22 protein-coding genes are annotated in these 16,680 nt (G+C 63.0%); 18 read left to right on the forward strand and 4 right to left on the reverse strand.

Annotated features, from left to right (window positions below; all coding sequences use genetic code 11):
- Positions 1-615 precede the first annotated feature (615 nt).
- The gene (locus BAY61_RS33135) at positions 616-1,545 is read left to right on the forward strand and encodes a hypothetical protein (protein WP_143021443.1); all 930 of its coding nucleotides are present in this window, start codon (positions 616-618) and stop codon (positions 1,543-1,545) included.
- Between the two features lie 264 nt (positions 1,546-1,809).
- On the opposite strand, the gene BAY61_RS33140 is transcribed toward BAY61_RS33135, so the two are convergent.
- Positions 1,810-1,983 carry a hypothetical protein gene (locus BAY61_RS33140; protein ID WP_170140287.1) on the reverse strand — a complete coding sequence of 58 codons (174 nt, stop codon included), beginning with the start codon at positions 1,981-1,983 and terminating at the stop codon, positions 1,810-1,812.
- 84 nt (positions 1,984-2,067) lie between these two features.
- Here BAY61_RS33140 and BAY61_RS26590 point away from each other — a divergent pair, with 84 nt between their 5' ends.
- Together BAY61_RS26590 and BAY61_RS26595 are read left to right on the forward strand one after the other, a co-directional pair.
- Positions 2,068-2,508, forward strand: coding sequence for a hypothetical protein (locus tag BAY61_RS26590; protein ID WP_091809258.1), 441 nt, complete (start codon positions 2,068-2,070; stop codon positions 2,506-2,508).
- Positions 2,509-2,775: 267 nt separating this feature from the next.
- Positions 2,776-4,206 carry an ATP-binding protein gene (locus BAY61_RS26595; RefSeq protein ID WP_091809473.1) on the forward strand — a complete coding sequence of 477 codons (1,431 nt, stop codon included), beginning with the start codon at positions 2,776-2,778 and terminating at the stop codon, positions 4,204-4,206.
- 441 nt (positions 4,207-4,647) lie between these two features.
- Here BAY61_RS26595 and BAY61_RS26600 read toward each other — a convergent pair whose 3' ends face one another.
- Positions 4,648-5,190 (reverse strand): YdcF family protein, encoded by a 543-nt coding sequence (locus BAY61_RS26600; RefSeq protein WP_245865446.1) that lies wholly within the window; start codon positions 5,188-5,190, stop codon positions 4,648-4,650.
- A 9-nt stretch (positions 5,191-5,199) separates the two neighbouring features.
- Between BAY61_RS26600 and BAY61_RS33860 the strand changes: the two genes are divergently transcribed.
- Positions 5,200-5,334 carry a hypothetical protein gene (locus BAY61_RS33860; protein ID WP_281256838.1) on the forward strand — a complete coding sequence of 45 codons (135 nt, stop codon included), beginning with the start codon at positions 5,200-5,202 and terminating at the stop codon, positions 5,332-5,334.
- Here the strand turns inward: BAY61_RS33860 and BAY61_RS26605 are convergent, their stop codons facing one another.
- Positions 5,335-6,099 (reverse strand): GntR family transcriptional regulator, encoded by a 765-nt coding sequence (locus tag BAY61_RS26605; RefSeq protein ID WP_091809254.1) that lies wholly within the window; start codon positions 6,097-6,099, stop codon positions 5,335-5,337.
- Between the two features lie 144 nt (positions 6,100-6,243).
- Between BAY61_RS26605 and BAY61_RS26610 the strand changes: the two genes are divergently transcribed.
- The 13 genes from BAY61_RS26610 (at position 6,244) to BAY61_RS26660 (ending at position 13,519) form a co-directional block, all read left to right on the forward strand.
- Positions 6,244-6,624, forward strand: coding sequence for a hypothetical protein (locus tag BAY61_RS26610; protein WP_091809252.1), 381 nt, complete (start codon positions 6,244-6,246; stop codon positions 6,622-6,624).
- A 306-nt stretch (positions 6,625-6,930) separates the two neighbouring features.
- Positions 6,931-7,152 carry a hypothetical protein gene (locus BAY61_RS26615; protein WP_091809250.1) on the forward strand — a complete coding sequence of 74 codons (222 nt, stop codon included), beginning with the start codon at positions 6,931-6,933 and terminating at the stop codon, positions 7,150-7,152.
- Positions 7,153-7,338: 186 nt separating this feature from the next.
- A complete protein-coding gene (locus tag BAY61_RS33145) occupies positions 7,339-7,506 on the forward strand; it encodes a hypothetical protein (protein WP_170140288.1) in 168 nt (55 codons plus the stop codon).
- Positions 7,506-7,679 (forward strand): hypothetical protein, encoded by a 174-nt coding sequence (locus BAY61_RS33150; RefSeq protein ID WP_170140289.1) that lies wholly within the window; start codon positions 7,506-7,508, stop codon positions 7,677-7,679. Before BAY61_RS33145 ends, BAY61_RS33150 begins: the two co-directional genes overlap by 1 nt.
- A 3-nt stretch (positions 7,680-7,682) precedes the next feature.
- A complete protein-coding gene (locus tag BAY61_RS26620) occupies positions 7,683-7,946 on the forward strand; it encodes a hypothetical protein (protein WP_091809248.1) in 264 nt (87 codons plus the stop codon).
- Position 7,947: 1 nt separating this feature from the next.
- Positions 7,948-8,130 carry a hypothetical protein gene (locus BAY61_RS26625; protein WP_091809246.1) on the forward strand — a complete coding sequence of 61 codons (183 nt, stop codon included), beginning with the start codon at positions 7,948-7,950 and terminating at the stop codon, positions 8,128-8,130.
- 104 nt (positions 8,131-8,234) lie between these two features.
- Complete coding sequence (locus BAY61_RS26630) at positions 8,235-9,602, forward strand: FtsK/SpoIIIE domain-containing protein (protein ID WP_091809244.1); 1,368 nt, start codon at positions 8,235-8,237, stop codon at positions 9,600-9,602.
- The gene (locus BAY61_RS26635) at positions 9,599-9,823 is read left to right on the forward strand and encodes a hypothetical protein (RefSeq protein WP_091809242.1); all 225 of its coding nucleotides are present in this window, start codon (positions 9,599-9,601) and stop codon (positions 9,821-9,823) included. Before BAY61_RS26630 ends, BAY61_RS26635 begins: the two co-directional genes overlap by 4 nt.
- Positions 9,824-9,842: 19 nt before the next feature.
- Complete coding sequence (locus BAY61_RS26640; RefSeq protein WP_091809240.1) at positions 9,843-10,070, forward strand: hypothetical protein; 228 nt, start codon at positions 9,843-9,845, stop codon at positions 10,068-10,070.
- Between the two features lie 34 nt (positions 10,071-10,104).
- Positions 10,105-10,767, forward strand: a complete 663-nt coding sequence (locus BAY61_RS26645; RefSeq protein WP_245865448.1) for a DUF2637 domain-containing protein — start codon at positions 10,105-10,107, stop codon at positions 10,765-10,767.
- A gap of 87 nt (positions 10,768-10,854) precedes the next feature.
- Positions 10,855-12,210, forward strand: a complete 1,356-nt coding sequence (locus BAY61_RS26650; RefSeq protein ID WP_091809236.1) for a replication initiator — start codon at positions 10,855-10,857, stop codon at positions 12,208-12,210.
- A complete protein-coding gene (locus BAY61_RS26655) occupies positions 12,207-12,380 on the forward strand; it encodes a helix-turn-helix transcriptional regulator (RefSeq protein WP_091809234.1) in 174 nt (57 codons plus the stop codon). The genes BAY61_RS26650 and BAY61_RS26655 overlap by 4 nt, the downstream gene beginning before the upstream one ends.
- Entirely contained in the window at positions 12,380-13,519 is a 1,140-nt protein-coding gene (locus tag BAY61_RS26660) for a tyrosine-type recombinase/integrase (RefSeq protein ID WP_091809232.1), read from the forward strand. Before BAY61_RS26655 ends, BAY61_RS26660 begins: the two co-directional genes overlap by 1 nt.
- A 28-nt stretch (positions 13,520-13,547) precedes the next feature.
- On the opposite strand, the gene ychF is transcribed toward BAY61_RS26660, so the two are convergent.
- Positions 13,548-14,630, reverse strand: coding sequence for a redox-regulated ATPase YchF (gene ychF, locus BAY61_RS26665; protein WP_091809230.1), 1,083 nt, complete (start codon positions 14,628-14,630; stop codon positions 13,548-13,550).
- Between the two features lie 115 nt (positions 14,631-14,745).
- Here ychF and BAY61_RS26670 point away from each other — a divergent pair, with 115 nt between their 5' ends.
- Positions 14,746-16,641 carry a DNA-3-methyladenine glycosylase 2 family protein gene (locus BAY61_RS26670; RefSeq protein WP_110057722.1) on the forward strand — a complete coding sequence of 632 codons (1,896 nt, stop codon included), beginning with the start codon at positions 14,746-14,748 and terminating at the stop codon, positions 16,639-16,641.
- Positions 16,642-16,680 lie beyond the last annotated feature (39 nt).

Genomic DNA, 16,680 nt, shown 5'->3' on the forward strand with positions numbered 1-16,680 from the left:
CGGATCGTTCTGATGCCGTTTCCGTGATCATCGGTGTCTACCGTCGTCTGCCGACACCGGCTCTCACCTGCATCGACGCGACCGAACCATCCGTCGTCTTCCGGGACTGGCACGGGTCGTCTGCCATCGATTATTGGCCATTCGCTGGCAAACTAGGTCGGCTTCGCGGCCGCGAAGTGCTCGCGGTGATAGCGGAGATCTGCCGGATCCAACCTCGTGGCCCGTCACCGTGCGGACAGACCGACAGCTCCCGGGCTGCGCCAAGTGGACTGAACCCCGGGCCACTTGAAACCGAAGATTCTCCGGCCACAGTTGACGATGCTTGATCACATCTGCCGATATGCCTCATGAGCTGCAGGGATCGCGAACGCAAACGTCCACTAGGACCCGTCTTTTCCGGTCGTCTGGCGTCGTTCTTCGTGGGTAAACTGTGGATTGATCTTGAAGGGAGCCACGGGCATTACTTCTGTTCTCCGCCTAGGAATAGCCTGATCTCCCTCCCATACCACATGATGGTCGCGGCCACACGAGTGCAATTCGCTCGACAACATGGCCACAATGTCACAATACTAAACAATTGCCACCGCGACGTACGCCCGCCGGTACGCTCTACCGGTGCTTCTCATATCCCAGCTCCAGAAATATCACAGGGAGCGTAGGCAGCGAACCGGGGACGAGGCATGGACCGATGCCGCTACAAAGGAAGGCCCTCTCGACCACCTGTTACGACACATAGGAGATCTCCTCATATTCATAACCCGAAGAATCTTTCAAAGGAAGTTTGTCTATCCAGAAATTGAAGTCCTACTACATTACAAAACCAGTCAAGCAGAAGTTGAACGCATCCACACTATGCTGGTCCAGCGAATAGCGGCCCCAAAAGCCCTGCTCCCCATCTTCGTTTTCACGATTGTCGCCGTAATGGCAATTGTAGAACAAATCTTCGAAGAGACCGATATCACCGTCGTAGTCATGAGAGTTTTATTTTTCTCTCTTCTTATCATAGCTACCGTGGGATGGTCCATAACCTTATTCTCCACAACCCGTCTCCTCGTCGAAATCAAGTCATCGCTAAATTCACTCAACACACTGCGCCGGTCGCTATATCTGATGACGAACATACCGCACAGTAAAGCTCTCGGCATTCGATCTGAACGCGTGACAGCACGAACATTGCTACGACATTCAGCGCCGAAAATTATTAAATTCACAGCACGTTCAGCCAATCGTAAGCCAGGAGAACCCGGATTTGAGCAATGCACTCGGCTCGGAATTTGGATCTACTGGACAGCAGACGACGTTGACGACGTGTCGCGTATCCACTGCGCAATCCGAGTAGCAAAACGAATGCTCTTTCATCTGATGGATTCGAATATTTGGGAAGTCCCCGAGATTCCCAAGCCTCCGAATGGCGCGAGGGTTCCCCCGCCCACAAAAATCCAGCGAATTAGAAACGGCTTGCGTCAGACCATCTACGCCGGCTTCGCCACGGCTCTCTTCGGTTTGGTCGCTGCCGTCTTCGCTTTTGCCACCAGACTGATCTAACGGAAGGAATTAGCCATCAAGGGGCCGTCGCGCTTTTGTTCATGATACTGCTTGCCGCCTCGAATACCGCTGGCTAACCATACTTCTGCTCTGTCGTGCAGGAATCTTGTCTCCAACAGCCAATACCGAAACTAGTGACGACTCCGCCAACCGGCCAACCGCACAATCCTCAAGGCTGCCGCGACGGGTACTCCATGAATCGGACCTGTTTTTGCCGCATCAATCGATCTAGAACCGCCGACCATCGCTCCTTGAGGCTAGGAGCTACGACCTCTCCGAACGAGGGTTGTCTTTACGAGGCTCTACTTCGTCGTGAAGCTTCTCCAAAGCCATGAGCACCACGGCCGACAACGAACGCCGGGTCTGCTTGGCGTAGTCGGAAGCCCAGGTCCACAACCACTCGTCCGCCTGGCGCACGTAGACCACCTTGTCAACCATAGGTCTATCCTGGTTTTACCTATGGAATACCTAGGTATGCCGGGGGTATGGTCGGATGAGCCAAACCGAACGGGGAGCACGTAAATGCCCAGGCACGACACAGCCTTATACGAACTCGGCGGCCCGTCCTACGCGCCGCTCACAAGCTGGCAGTGGTGGACCATCTGGCAAGCACTCAGCAATCCAGACGACCACGCCAAGAACACCGAAGCCCTCGACCAACTCGGTGGACTAGTACAAGAAGACTGGCTCGACTCCCTACCACCCGAACCCGGCGAAGGCCGAAGCCCGGAAGTCCTCGCCGCCATGTTCGCCGTCTACGACCAACACGAGGACACCTGGATCGACCGACGATGCCGACTCACCATCGACGGCCTCCTACGCCTGCACTCCTCCGGCCGCCCATACCAACACCAAGAGCTCGACACCGCAGCCCGCATGCTGATCACCACCGCCGGAGAACTCTTCCGCGTCTCCCAAGACCGCGCGAACCAGACAGAACGCGGCGACCGCCCAGAACCTTAACGCCTGGTCGCGTGGCCTATTGCCGACAGCGAGACTGGGACTCATGGGGTCACACAAGGGTTCACCGGCGACCACCTAGAGCGAACCCGCAACGAGCTTTAAAGCAACCCCCGAGCACCTCTCCACCCCCTGAGCTGCGCAAACGTGCCGCGAGATGCTCGACTCTCATCCCCACTCTTAAGAACTGAGAGTCAAAGAGTGACGCATATCACATCAGAACCTTCGCGCGTGAACTGATGGCACTTGCAATAGTTTAGAGTAATGTCCATGACGGCGAACGAGGTTGAGGCTGCGCTATCGGCCGACCGTGCCGACGTGGGGCAGCATCTTCTAGGCGTACGAGAAGACCAGTGGTTCGAGCGCAAGAGTGTCAAGGTTGCGCCGAAAGACCTCGCACCCGCGTTGATAGCACTGGCCAACGCCGAGGGCGGCGTGATTGTCGTCGGCTTGCACGGCGGCAAGGTCGAAGGAACAAGGAGCCGCCGGGAAGTACTGAATGCATACCGACAAGCTCCGATAGACTTTACCGCTCCACCTGTGAGAGCCGAATTCTCTGAAGTAGAATGTGTTAATGAAAAAGGCGAAGAAGACACGCTACTTTTAATTCGCGTCGACCCCGGCGAACGAGTACACGAAGCTAAAAATGGCGACTGCTTCCTGCGGATCGGCGATGAATCTCGTAAGCTAAACTTTACGCAACGACAAGAACTGGAATTCGACAAAGGGCAGAGCCAATATGATGGCTTTCCGGTGAGTGGCGTAACCCTTTCAAACCTGGATTCCGAACTCATATCGACGTACGTTCGATCAACTGGCGCAAAAGCGGATGTTCAAAATGTCCTAGCAGCTCGGAGTCTTCTGACAAGAACTGGAGAACTGACAAACGCTTGCTACCTTCTTTTTGGGAAGCAACCACAAGACATTTTTCCACAAGCCCACGTCAGAATCTTAAGATTCCTTACAGCCGAGCGTGGAACCGGATCCAGGCTCAACCTGGAAGAGGGTTCGGATATTCGCATGGAAGGCCCCATACCGGCCATCATTCAAAAAGCAAATAAAACAATTGAAAACCTTGTGCCCATGCGACGCACATTGACCGAGCAGGGCACCTTCGAAGGTCGGCCGATCGTACCTCGTGATGCGTGGCTTGAGGGATTGGTCAACGCGGTGATACACAGGTCCTACAGCCTTGCAGGTGACCACGTCCGGGTGGAAATATACCCAAACAGGATAGAAATTGAAAGCCCCGGTCGATTTCCCGGCCTGGCAAACCCGCAGAAACCAATGGAGATTAGTCGCTTTGCGCGCAATCCCCGGATTGCGCGCGTTTGCGCCGACCTTCGCATTGGGCAAGAACTAGGCGAAGGAATAAAAAGGATCTTCGACGAAATGCGAAGGGTGGGACTCACTGATCCTGTCTATAAACAAACAGCTGGAAGTGTGCGACTCACACTAACATCTGCCGCACGACTGGACCCGAGAATAGCCGCTCGCCTTCCTAGTGGTAGTCAACGAGTACTCGACGTTATGCGTGCGGCAGGCGCACCACTCGGAACAGGTGATATCGAGAGCGCTCTATCGCTTAGCAGGCCTGCGACCCTGACGCGACTGCGAGCGCTCGAAAAAGAAGGATTCTTACGCTGGGTGGGAAAGTCTCCACAAGATCCACGTGCGGTGTGGGAGCTACGTGACCACTAAATCAACGCCCAAACGCCCGCTTGGTGGTCATCCCGTCGCCTGATGGCGTCTCGATCACGCCGTGTCGGGGCCGCGACCTCTGCTCGCCCACTGCCGGCCGAATTCGCCAAGCTCGCGGTCCCGGCTCGGTGTGATTGCCATCAGGTCAGGCGACGGGATGGCCACCAAGCGCCCACCCTGCCAACCGCACCGCGGCTACGTTCCCCGGCCATCCCGGAGCCTGCCCGTCCGGCGAGGACATGTTCTTTTCTTCTTGTTCAGCGCTCCCCTGCTGTCTTCGGCCTGCCTCGGCTCCGGCCGATGCGCGGGGACCGGCGTCAGCCGCACGCCCCGCGCAGGCTCGGCCGGAGCAAGAGAGGCTGAGGCCGAGCGGGCGCCGCAGGCGCCCGCCTTGAACAAGTAAAGAAACTCTGAACACAACGGCCATCGCGGCCAGGCTGGCTACTGGCGTTCGGGGATGAGACGGCTGGTGTATCCGGCTGCGATGAGGCGTTCGTAGGCGGCCTGGACGTCGGCGGGGATGTGTTGAGGTTCAATCTCGCCGGACCGGCCTTGGAGTTCGAGACGCTGAGTGTCACCAACGAGCATGTTCACCACGCGCTCTGGTTCACCGATGCTGTCGACGTAGGTATCGAGGTCCTGTTGTGCGCCCGTACACAGGATTTCCACGTCTGGCCAGAGCTTGGCAGCGATCGCCTGTGCCCGTCGCTGTTGGTATGGGCGCGAGATCAGCAACACCGACTGCGGCGCAATGCCTTCCCCGGCAAGGAGTTCCCGGGTGAGGCTGATGTTCTCGACCGTGGTTTTCGCCTTGGGCTCGACGCGGATTGCTGAGTCGGGGACACCGTTGTCCATGGCGATTTCCCGAAAGTGGACAGCCTCCCCGCGAGGGAACCGCTCGACGGTTGTCGGCGCGTTGGCTCCGGTGAACACCACCAGCGGGAAGAGCCCCCGCCGGTACAGCTCTGCGGTATAGACCGCCACGCCTCCATCGTGACTGCCGAGACCTACCGCCACGTCGACCTGCCGCAACTCGTCATCGAGCCGGTGAAACCGCCACAGGGTTTCAACATCGGCCCGCACGGCAGGCGGCCATGCCTCGACCTGGTCTGTCACGTCGACCTCTAACTAGTCCGGGATCGTAAAGTTGTACGTCCACGCAAAGCGCGATGCGGCATGAATCCCCACCGCGAACTCCACGGGCTCGTCCTGAGCCGTGAACGTGGTTCGGTGGAGCACCACGACGGGCTCCCCCGCCGGAAGCTCCAACACCTCGATTTCTTCCGGCGTCGGCATCCGCGCGTGGAAGGTCTCCGTCATGTGGTCAGGCTCTAGGCCCTGCAAGGTCAGCACGGCGAAACCTCCGCCCGGCGTCGCGGTTCCGGGTCTGGGGTCGACGATCGGGGTTCCCTCGACATGCTCGGGCCGGTAATAGCTCGTGAGCGTGTGCGTGGGTTGTCCGCCCTGCTTGACCAGACGTGCTCGCTCGTAAACCTCGGATCCCGACTCGACCCCCAAGGCCGTCGCGATGTCGTTGTCAGCGACCGCCTTGCGCACGGTGTTGGTCTGGTCGTCGCGTTTCCACGACTGCCCGGACGCCTCACGGTCGGCGGCGAACGCGACGAGTCCGAACTTCCACTTGCTCTTTGCGTAGCGATCGGTGCCCAGCCGTTTCATCGGCGGTCGTGAGCGGACAACGGTGCCCCTCCGGCGAACCGCCGTCACCAACCCCTCAGCCTCCAGGACACCTACGGCCTTGCGGACGGTGTTCACGTTGATGTCGTACTGGGCGGCAAGCTCGTCCTGCTTGGGTAGCGTGTCGCCGGGCTGGTACTTCCCAGCATGGATCTCGTCCCGCAGTACGGCGGCAAGTTCGCGGTAGCCGATGGCCATGCCCCACCTCCTCTCTGGCGATTAAGCCTATCTCTACCTGCGTAAACGTGTCATCTGAGTCTTTAGAACTATCTCTATTGACAGACTGTGGCACGCAGTGTTCAATAGAGATAGTTCTAAACGGGCAGATATGCGGAGGTTGATATGCGGAACATCCCGGTGAACCTGGGTGGCTTCAAGCTGATGGTGACGGAAGCCCCGGTGATGAAGATGCGCGAGGACGAGGGCGGGGAGCTCGTCCCGGCGACGGACTTCAACGGTGCGCAGCAGTTTGTGGTGGTGCTGTTCGCGAAGCGTCGGCCTCGTCCGGATGGTGGCCCGGTCGGCAAGGGTGAAGAGATCAAGGTGACGTTGTCGGCCGACCCAGGGGACGGGTTCGACGAAGGCACGTATGTGGAGCTGATCGACGCGACCACCTCGCCGTGGGCCATGAAGGACAAGCAGGGCAACGTCAACTCCGGGATGTCGTTCCGGGCGGCCGGTTTGAAGCCTGCCGGGCTTGGCGCGACGACGGTTGCCGCCTAGTACCGGTTGATGGCCGGTGGGTGTCCGGCTCGCGCTAGTTCCCCCGCGTGGCGCGGAATCACCACCCTGGAGCGCTGCCCTAGTCGGTAGGCCGCCTGCGTTCGAGTCGGGCCAGCGCACTTCTCTTTTGTTCTTTGACAATTACAGAGTGGGCCGATCTATGTCAAAAATCGTGCCTGTTTGTGGTGGCACGCCTTGATTCCCGAGTATTTATGCGCGGGGGTCTTGGGGTTTTACCACCAACACTCAAGGAGGGACGCGTATGTCTCGTGAACTTGTTCTGGAAATGGACGATGAGGATTCGGAATGATCAGTAAGCGTTATTACCTAGCGGTTCTTGAGGACTTGTCGATGTCCTCGACGGTGGCACGTCGGGCGGCGTACTGGATGACGGAGGCGTCGGTGTTGTCGCGACCGGCTGGGGGGTCTGTGTCCGAACGGATGGCGCAGGTGGCCAAGACACTGTCGGAGGCCGACCGGGAGATCCGGGAACTTCGCCGCGAAATGAACGAGGTGAGGCCGGAATGAATGTGTTCGACCCGCATGGTCCGACACGGCACTAGTCAGGGGTTCGGTGAATTTCTTTGAGGAGGACGAAATGGTGACGTATGTGATGTGTTTTGTGTTGGCGGTGTGCCTCGCGCTGGCGATTCCGGTGCTGGGTGCGTTGACATTCGTGGCGGGTGCGGCGGTCGCGGCGAAGGCAGGGCGAGCGTGAAGGCCCGGCCGGTGCAGGTGGCTCGGGTGATGCGCCGGTGGACGGCGTTGTTGGAACGGCACCGCCAAGCCGCACTCGCCGACACCACCACCGACAGTGAGTGGCAAGCGGGCTTTTGTGAGGGCTTGCGTCATGCCCAGCACGTGATCCGCAAGGGGGACTGATGGTGCACGAGATCCAGGCGATTATCACCGCCGCACAAGCGGAGTACCAGCGGTTCGCCGCTACCGCTCCGGATGGGGAGATCCGCGCCGTGGTGAGTAACGCGGTCACGTTCCTGGCCGCTGATCTGACCTCGGCCGCGCAATGGGCGGCCTCGACGGAGAAACGGAACTAGAGCATGCAGATTTCGGTGTTGAATCGCCGCGCGCAGCAGAACTACGCCTCGTTCGTGGCGGCCATGGATCAGGTCGCGGAGCTGTTCGACGAGGTCGACAAGCTCATCGACGCACTCGATGAGAAAACCGCTCCGGGTGGGTTCACGGTGGCCACGCCGGAGGAGTTGCAGGCGTTGAAAGGTAAAGCGTTCGACGAGCTGGACCGGATGCGGGTAGTGGCCCGCAAGTACGAGGGAGAGCTGATCTCCCGGGACTGGAGGCTCTGACATGGCACACCAAGTGGACCGCGTCCTCAACGATCTCGACGCGGCAATGCTGCAACTCAAGAAGACCATGCACGGCATCCCGGTGCGCAAAGAAGGGTTCAAGTCCCATCACGACCGGGCCGCCCGCGCCATCGGCCGTCTCACGGCCGAACTCCAGGACGCCAGTGCCGCCATCAACACCTAACCCACACCTTCACCCTCAACGTTCTTCTTCGCGAGACCGGCTCCGCTTGCCCCTTCACCCGGGCATCGGGGCCGGTCTCGTTCTGTCTGAAAGGGACACCATCCATGAACACCCCTGATTCGAAACGCCGCACTGGCCGCGAAGTCAAAGCGCTCGCCTGGACCGTCCGGCACCCGGCCTCGGTCGGCACCCCTGCGGCGACCGTCGCGGCTGGGCTGGAGATCGGCTGGGCCACCACCGGCGGCATCCTCGGCGGCACCGCCATTGGCCTGTGCGCCTGGTACCGCGCTCACCCGGGCACGTTCGATGCCTACGCGGCCCCGAGGATGCGGGCGTGGCGGCGTCGCTGGACGGTCTACCTCGGGCCTCGCTGGCACGCCGCCCTACGGGCCTGTGACCTGTACACGGTGCACCGCAAAACGGGGGAGGAACGCTTCCCTCGCATCATCCGCACCCGCTCCTACAGCCCCACCGTCGACACCCTGTGGCTCAAGATCCCGGCGGGGCAGCACGCCCGCCAGTTCGAAGCCCGCCTGCCCGAACTCACCGAAGCACTACGAGTGCAACGCATCGCCGTCGAACGCGTGAAACCCGGTGTGGTCGGGCTGGTCATCGAACGCAAGGAACCGTTCACCGAGGTCATCGAGGCCCCCGACATGCCCGCCGAGTCCGACGCGGTGAATCTCAAAGACCTCTACGTCGGCGAGACCGAATTCGGCGCCGACTGGCGCCTGGCGCTGCTGGGACAACACGTGTTCGTCACGGGCGCGACCGGCTCAGGCAAGAACTCGATCCCCATGTCGTTACTGCGGGCACTGGCACCGATGATCCGGGACGGGCTGGTGCGGTTGTGGCTGTGTGACCCCAAACAGATGGAGTTCCGCACCCTCGCCCCGATCGCCTATCGCTACGCCGACACCGAAGCCGACTGCAACACCCTCATCGACGACTATGTCGACGACCTGCGCGCCACTCAACGCGCCTTCGCCGACAACGGCGCACGCAAAATCACTGTGTCCCAACAGACGCCGTTGAACCTGCTCATCCTCGACGAAATCGGCGCCCTGCTCGCCTACGGCGACAGCTCCATCTCACGCAACCTGCGCAAACAACTGGCCATCGTCGGCTCGCAGGGCCGCGCCACCGGGCACGCCATGGTCGCCCTCGTGCAGGAACCCACCAAGGACACCGTCCCCATCCGGGAACTGTTCACCATCCGCATCTGCCTGCGTGTCACCTCTGCCGCTCACGTGGACATGGTGCTCGGCGAGAACGCCCGCCTACGCGGCGCCATCGCCGACGAAATCCCCAACACCGACACCACCGCCGGAATCGGCTACGTCATCCGCCAACACACCCGCACACCCCTACGCATCCGCGCCGCCTACGTCAACGACACCGAGATACAACACCTCGTCACCTTCGTCCACACCGGACAACCCGGCGGACACCTCACGACGGTGGCCTCGTGAGCCGCCGTGAGGACGCCTACGCCGAAGTGATCCGGCTACTGGAAGCCGCAGAGTTCGAAGCTGGGGCGAACTGGTGCGATCTCGTCTGCCAGGACGCCGCACGCCGCCTGAACTGGACCGGTGACATCGGCCCGGTCGACGACCCCGAATACGGGGCCGCGCTCCTGGCCTACAGCGCGATCACCGACGCCCTCACCATCGTGCGCCGGACCGGCGCCTAGACCAGAAAGGAGCCCACCAATGTTGACCCTGACCTTCTTGTGGACCTGGACCAAAATGACCGTGGCCACCGTGCTCGTGGTCGTGGTCGAACGCGCCGTGCTCACCGAGTTCTGGGTGGTCACCCCGGTTGTTGCCGTCACCGTGCTGGTGTGGGCGGCGCTGTGTGTCGGACTGTTCCGGGAATGGCGCACCCACGCCACCGGCCACCGCCACCAGGTCACCGAATTCCGGCGGGAACACCTCTGACGCCTGTGACAACAGCACACTAAGGAGCAACCACGTGTCCACCCCGGACAGTCCGCCACGGGCGTCACGCCTGGTGGACACCATCCGCGTCACCGTCGCCGTCATCCTCGGCGGCATCGGCGCAGCCGCCGGATTCACCCACACCCACGAATGGGCCAGCCACCACGGACAAACCGGCTGGCTCGCCTGGGCCACCGCCATCGTGATCGAAGGCATGGTCGTCGTCGCCGGATTCGAAGTCCAACGCGACCACCGCACCGGGACCACCCGAAAACTCACCTTCCCCATGGCCGTCCTCGTCGCCGGATTCGGCGTCCAAATGGCCGCCCAAGTAGCACTGGCCGAACCCAGCCCCGCCGGATGGCTCGTCGCCGCCATGCCCGCACTCGGCTTCCTCGTCGTCGTCAAACTCCTCATGCGCCGCACCCCACAACCAACCCCTGCTCCGGATTTGCCGGCCGAATCCCCGACCACGCCATCCGCGCAGGTCAGTACACCGGTATCGGGCACGTCCCCGCGGCTTCGCCTCCCAGCCCCGCTCACTGCCCGCTTGGACACCCTCACGACCGAAGCCCAGCAGACCGGGCGCGTCCTGACCACCGACGACATCCGGCAAGCCCTCAAAGTCCCCGAAGACATGGCCGCGCGCATCCTCGCCGACCTCGCTCCCCGCAACGGACACCCCATCGCCACCTGAACCGCTGACCGCGCCCAGCGGGACACGGCCAACCCACCTGGCTGTGTCCCGCTTTTTGTTGCGCCACAACGAAAGGGCTCCCTGTTCATGACGTTGGAACAACGCCTCGCCCATCGAGTCCGCTCAACCGGCTACCTCGACTGGCGCGCCAAAGTCCACGCCGTCAACGGCTGCGCTCGCCCTGTCCGCCTCACCGGAGCGCACCAACTCCAAGACACCCGCACCGGAACCGTGTTGCATCACCACGGCGGGGACATCTTCGCCCCCTGCGGCAACCGCCGCTCCGCCGTCTGCCCCACCTGCTCCGACCGCTACGCCGCCGACGCGTTCCACCTCGTCCGCGCCGGACTCGTCGGCGGCACCAAAGGTGTCCCCACCACTGTCACCGACCGGCCCCGGGCATTCGTCACCCTCACCGCCCCCTCATTCGGCCCCGTCCACCACGCCCGGACCAGTGCCCGAGGCAAGCGCATCCCCTGCGGCTGCGGCGAACACCACCACGACGCCGACACCCGCGTCGGCACACCCCTCGACCCCGAGGGCTACGACTATGTGGGGGCGGTGCTGTGGCAAGCCCACGCCGGAGTGCTCTGGCAGCGCTTCACCATGCGCCTACGCCGCGAGATCGCCAAACGCGCCGGAATCCGGGTGAGGGACTTCGTCACCGAAGCTCGCCTGTCCTACGGCAAAGTCGCCGAATACCAACGCCGGGGCCTCATCCACTTCCACGCCATCATCCGCCTCGACGGCCCCGAAGGCGCCACCACACCCCCACCCACCTGGGCACACCCCGATCTTCTAGACGACGCCATCCACGCCGCCGCTGGCGCGGTGGTCTTGAACGTGTCTCGCCCGGACGGCACCACGGACACGCTCACCTGGGGCACACAGGTCGACGTCCGCGCGATCCAGCCCAGTGGTTCCGCGGAGTTCGAGACCCGCGACGGGCAGATCAGCGAAGAACGACTCGCCGCCTACATCGCCAAGTACGCCACCAAAGGCACAGGTAAGACCGAGGCCGCCGACCGTCCCATCCGATCGCAACTCGACATCGACTTCCTCAAGGTCTCCGAGCATCACCGGCGGATCATCCAAACCGCTTGGGACCTCGGCGACCTGCCCATGTATGAGGAGCTGAACCTGCGGCGCTGGGCACACATGCTCGCCTTCCGAGGCCACTTCCTCACCAAATCCACCCGCTACTCCACCACCTTCAAAACCATCCGAGGCGACCGCAAAACCTTCCGGCTGACCGAAACCCTCGCCCGCCTCGGACTCACCGACCAGGCCGACACCATCGCCGTAATCAACGACTGGACCTTCCACGGCGCCGGATACCGCGACGACGCCGAACGCGAACTCGCCACAGGCATCGCCACACGCATCCAAGACGACCGCAAGACCAAATACGCCAACGAATACGCAAAGGAACAACACCCATGAACAAACTACTCACCGTCGACGAACTCGCCGACTACCTCAACATCCCCAAAAACACCCTCTACCAATGGCGCACCAAAGGCTACGGACCCACCGGCGTCCGCATCGGCAAACACGTCCGCTACCGCGCCGACGACGTCGACACCTGGATCGAACGACAAGGAGCCATCTGATGGCCAGCATCCGGAAGCTTCGGGATGGCCGATACCAAGCCCAGTACCGTCCTGTTCCTGGCGGCAAACAGATAACCAAGACCACGAAGAAGAAGGTGGATGCCCAGCGTTGGCTGGACGAACAGCTTGCGTCGGTCGTCACAGGTAACTTCGTGGACCCGAAGGCTGGGAAGGTTTCGTTCCAGACCTACTTCGGGAGGTGGGCAGAGCGGCAACTGTGGACGACCGGCACTCAACGAGCGATGACATTGGCTGTCTCCTGCACAACGTTCAAACACCTGCCGCTGAACCGCATTCAGCGCTCGCACATTGAGTCATGGGTCAAGCACCTTCAGACTCTCGACCGTGGAGAGAGCCGTAAGCACGGTCTGGCGCCAGGGACCATCCGGACACGCTTCAACAACGTGCGCTCGGTTTTTCAGGGCGCAGTGCGGGATCGGCTGATCGCCGCTGACCCCTCGAAAGACGTACGGCTTCCGCGCACGCGCCGGGCCGACGTCGCAATGACACTTCCGACACCTCGTCAGGTGGCGCGGCTGCTTGCCACAGCAAGCCCGCGTTTCGGGCCATTCGTGGCGCTGTGCGCCTTCGCAGGGCTGAGGCTGGGTGAAGCTGCGGCACTGAAGGTCTCAGACCTCGACTTCGAGAGCGGCAGTATCACCGTCGCTCGGCAGGTCCAACGAGAGAACGGGGGCGGAGTGGAGATCCGATCACCCAAGTACGGCTCCGAGAGAACGGTGTACGTGTCAGATGAGCTGCTCTCGCTCGTGCAGGTTTATCTGGAGACATACCGGCCAGCCGGAAAGCCGGACCGCTGGGTGTTCGAGGGGTCAGCCGGTGACCCGCCCCACCAGAACACCGTGGGTTACTGGTGGCGACGCACGCGCGCAGCGGCTGCCTGTGACGACCTTCGTCTTCATGATCTTCGTCATTTCTTTGCGTCTGGTCTAATCGCGGCCGGTTGCGATGTGGTCACCGTCCAACGAGCCCTAGGCCACTCCAGCGCAACGGTGACGCTTAACACATACGCGCACCTATGGCCGAGTGCGGAGGACCGCACCCGGCTGGCGTCTGCCCGGTTGTTTGTCGACGTTGTCGGTTGTCCTGACGAACAGGTGACGAACGAGCGGGCAGCTTAGGGCTCAGAGCTGGTAAGACAGGTCTTATTCACACGTTGAAGCGGAACTCCACCACGTCGCCGTCGGCCATGATGTAGTCCTTGCCTTCCATCCTGACCTTGCCTGCCGACCTCGCGGCGGCCATCGAACCCGCCTCGACGAGATCATCGAACGACACGACCTCGGCCTTGATGAACCCGCGTTCGAAGTCGGTGTGGATCACGCCAGCGGCCTGCGGCGCGGTGGCGCCCTGCGGGACGGTCCACGCCCTCGCTTCCTTCGGCCCCGCGGTCAAATAGGTCTGCAAGCCCAGCGTGTGGAACCCCGCCCTGGCGAGCGCATGCAGCCCCGGCTCCTGTTGACCGACGGACTCCAGCAGCTCACGCACCGACTCCTCGTCGTCGAGTTCGAGCAGTTCGGCCTCGACCTTCGCGTCGAGGAAGACGGCGTCGGCCGGTGCGACCAGCTTGGCCAGTTCGGCTCGTTTGGTCTCGTCGGTCAACACGCCCTCGTCGGCGTTGAACACATAGAGGAACGGCTTCGCGGTCAGCAGACTCAGCTCGCGCAATCCTTCGAGGTCGACCTCTCGCTGCGCGGAGAACAGCGTCCGCCCCTCGTCGAGGATGTCCTTCGCGCGCTGCGCGTTCTCGAAAGCAGGCCGCAGATCCTTCTTCGTCCGGGCCTCCTTCTCCATCCTCGGCAGCGCCTTGTCCAAGGTCTGGATGTCGGCGAGGATCAGCTCGGTGTTGATCGTCTCCACGTCGCCGAGCGGATCGATCTTGCCGTCGACGTGGATCACATCCGGATCGTCGAACACCCTGATGACCTGGCAGATCGCGTTCGCTTCCCGGATGTTGGCGAGAAACTTGTTGCCAAGTCCCGCCCCCTCCGAAGCGCCTTTCACGATGCCCGCGATATCCACAAAGGACACCGTCGCGGGAACGGTCTTGACGGAGGAGAAGAGCTCCGCGAGCTTGTCCAGTCGCGGATCGGGCAGCGGGACGACACCGACGTTCGGCTCGATCGTCGCGAACGGGTAGTTCGCCGCGAGTACGTCGTTGCGCGTCAGCGCGTTGAACAGGGTGGACTTGCCGACGTTGGGCAGGCCGACGATTCCGAGGGTCAGACTCACGGGCTTCGAGTCTACGGGGCGCGTTCGCGCCGCCGTCCCCGCCGTTCACCAGGCACGGACCGTCATGTCCGATTCTCGCTAGTCGACGCCCTGACCTGGTGGCACCATCAACGGCATGACCTCGCCGATCGCGACATCCAGGACCACGGAACACAGCATGTGGCGGGACACCGAGCGGTGCTACCGCGCGGTGATGTCCCGGGACGCGCGCTTCGACGGGCAGTTCATCCTCGCCGTGCGCACCACCGGCATCTACTGCCGCCCCTCGTGCCCCGCGATGACCCCCAAGGAACGTAACGTCCAGTTCTTCCCCACGTCGGCCGCCGCACAGGCCAACGGATACCGGGCCTGCCGCCGCTGTCTCCCCGACGCCGTACCCGGATCTCCCGACTGGAACGTCAGGGCCGACCTGGCGGCGAGGGCCATGCGGTTGATAGCCGAAGGCGTCGTCGAACGTGAAGGCGTCACCGGTCTGGCGAACCGGCTCGGCTATTCCGAACGGCAGCTCGGCAGGGTGCTCTCCGCCGAACTCGGCGCCGGACCGCTCGCATTGGCCAGGGCGCACCGTGCCCATTCGGCTCGGTTGTTGATCGAGTTGTCCGAACTGCCCCTCACCGACGTCGCCTTCGCGGCAGGTTTCGCGAGCGTCCGGCAGTTCAACAACACCATCCGCGAGGTTTTCGGCACCACTCCTTCACAGCTCCGGGTCACCGCCGCGGGCAAACGCGGCCGCCCGGCACCGGCACCACGCGCGGACGGCGCCGGTGTCCAGTCCCACGCGAACGACACCGCTCTCATCTCCGAAGGCTCCGCTCCCACCGCTGCGGAAGACACCACTTCCGCCTCGCCCGCGAGCTCAATTGCCGCCTCCCCCGCCCGGGCCTCTAGCGCCGTTTCCTCCGACGGCACCTCCTCTCGGTCTGTTTCGTCCGGTGCCTCCGCCGACGCCTCGTACTTCGGCACCGCATCTTCCGCCGCCGCTTCTTCCCGCACCGGCGCCACTGCTGCGCCCGCTGCCGTCGTTCCCGCTGGCGTTTCCCCTGTGGCACCTGCATCCGCCGGGACGCTGCTCGATCTGCGGCTTCCGGTCCGGGAACCATTCGACGCCGATGGGCTGTTCTCGTTTCTCGCCGCGCGCGCGGTACCAGGTGTCGAGGTCGCCGACCACGAACTCGGTACCTTCTGGCGCACCCTCCGGTTGCCCCACGGCAGCGGCGTTGTCCGGCTGACTCCTTCCAACGGACACGTGCGGTGCGAACTACGCCTGACCGACGTCCGCGACCTCGGCACCGCCGTGGCCAGGGTCCGCAGGATGCTCGACCTCGATGCCGATCCGGCCGCGGTCAGGAGTGTGCTCGAAACCGACCCCGCAGTGGCACCGCTCGTCGCGGCGACGCCGGGTATCCGTGTCCCCGGGGCCATCGACGGCCCCGAGCTCCTGATCCGCGCCATGCTCGGCCAGCAGGTGTCCGTCGCCGCCGCGCGAACGGCTGCCGGTGCGCTCGCGGCTGCCATCGGCGAGCGCACACTCGCGGCCGTCGACGGCGAGCCGGATGTCCTCTTCCCTACACCCGCCGCCATCGCGGAGCACGGCCCACGGCTGCTGCGCGGGCCACGACGTCGGATGGCGGCGATCGTCGGCGCCGCCGAGGCCATGGCGACGGGCACACTCGACGTGCACGTCGGACGCGATGCCGACGACCTGCGAGCCGAACTGCTCGACACCCCCGGCATCGGTCCGTGGACAGCCGACTACGTGTTGATGCGGCTCCTCGGCAATCCCGATGTGCTCATGGCCGACGACCTTGTCGTCCGCAAGGGCGCGGTGGCGCTCGGCGTCGACGGCAGCGATCTCGCCGGGCACGCCGAGCGCTGGCGACCATGGCGTTCCTACGCAAGCATGTACCTCTGGCGGGCAGGCGGCACGAGCCCCGCCCCGCCCCAGCGGACAGCCACAGTCACCGCACGCGGCGAGAGCAAAGCAGCAACCACCTCATCGGATCGCCACTGACCGCGGGGCCGCCCGGCATCTCCAACCAGGGCGACGAGG

It is taken from the genome of Prauserella marina, from assembly GCF_002240355.1.
Classification (GTDB): Bacteria; Actinomycetota; Actinomycetes; order Mycobacteriales; family Pseudonocardiaceae; genus Prauserella_A; species Prauserella_A marina.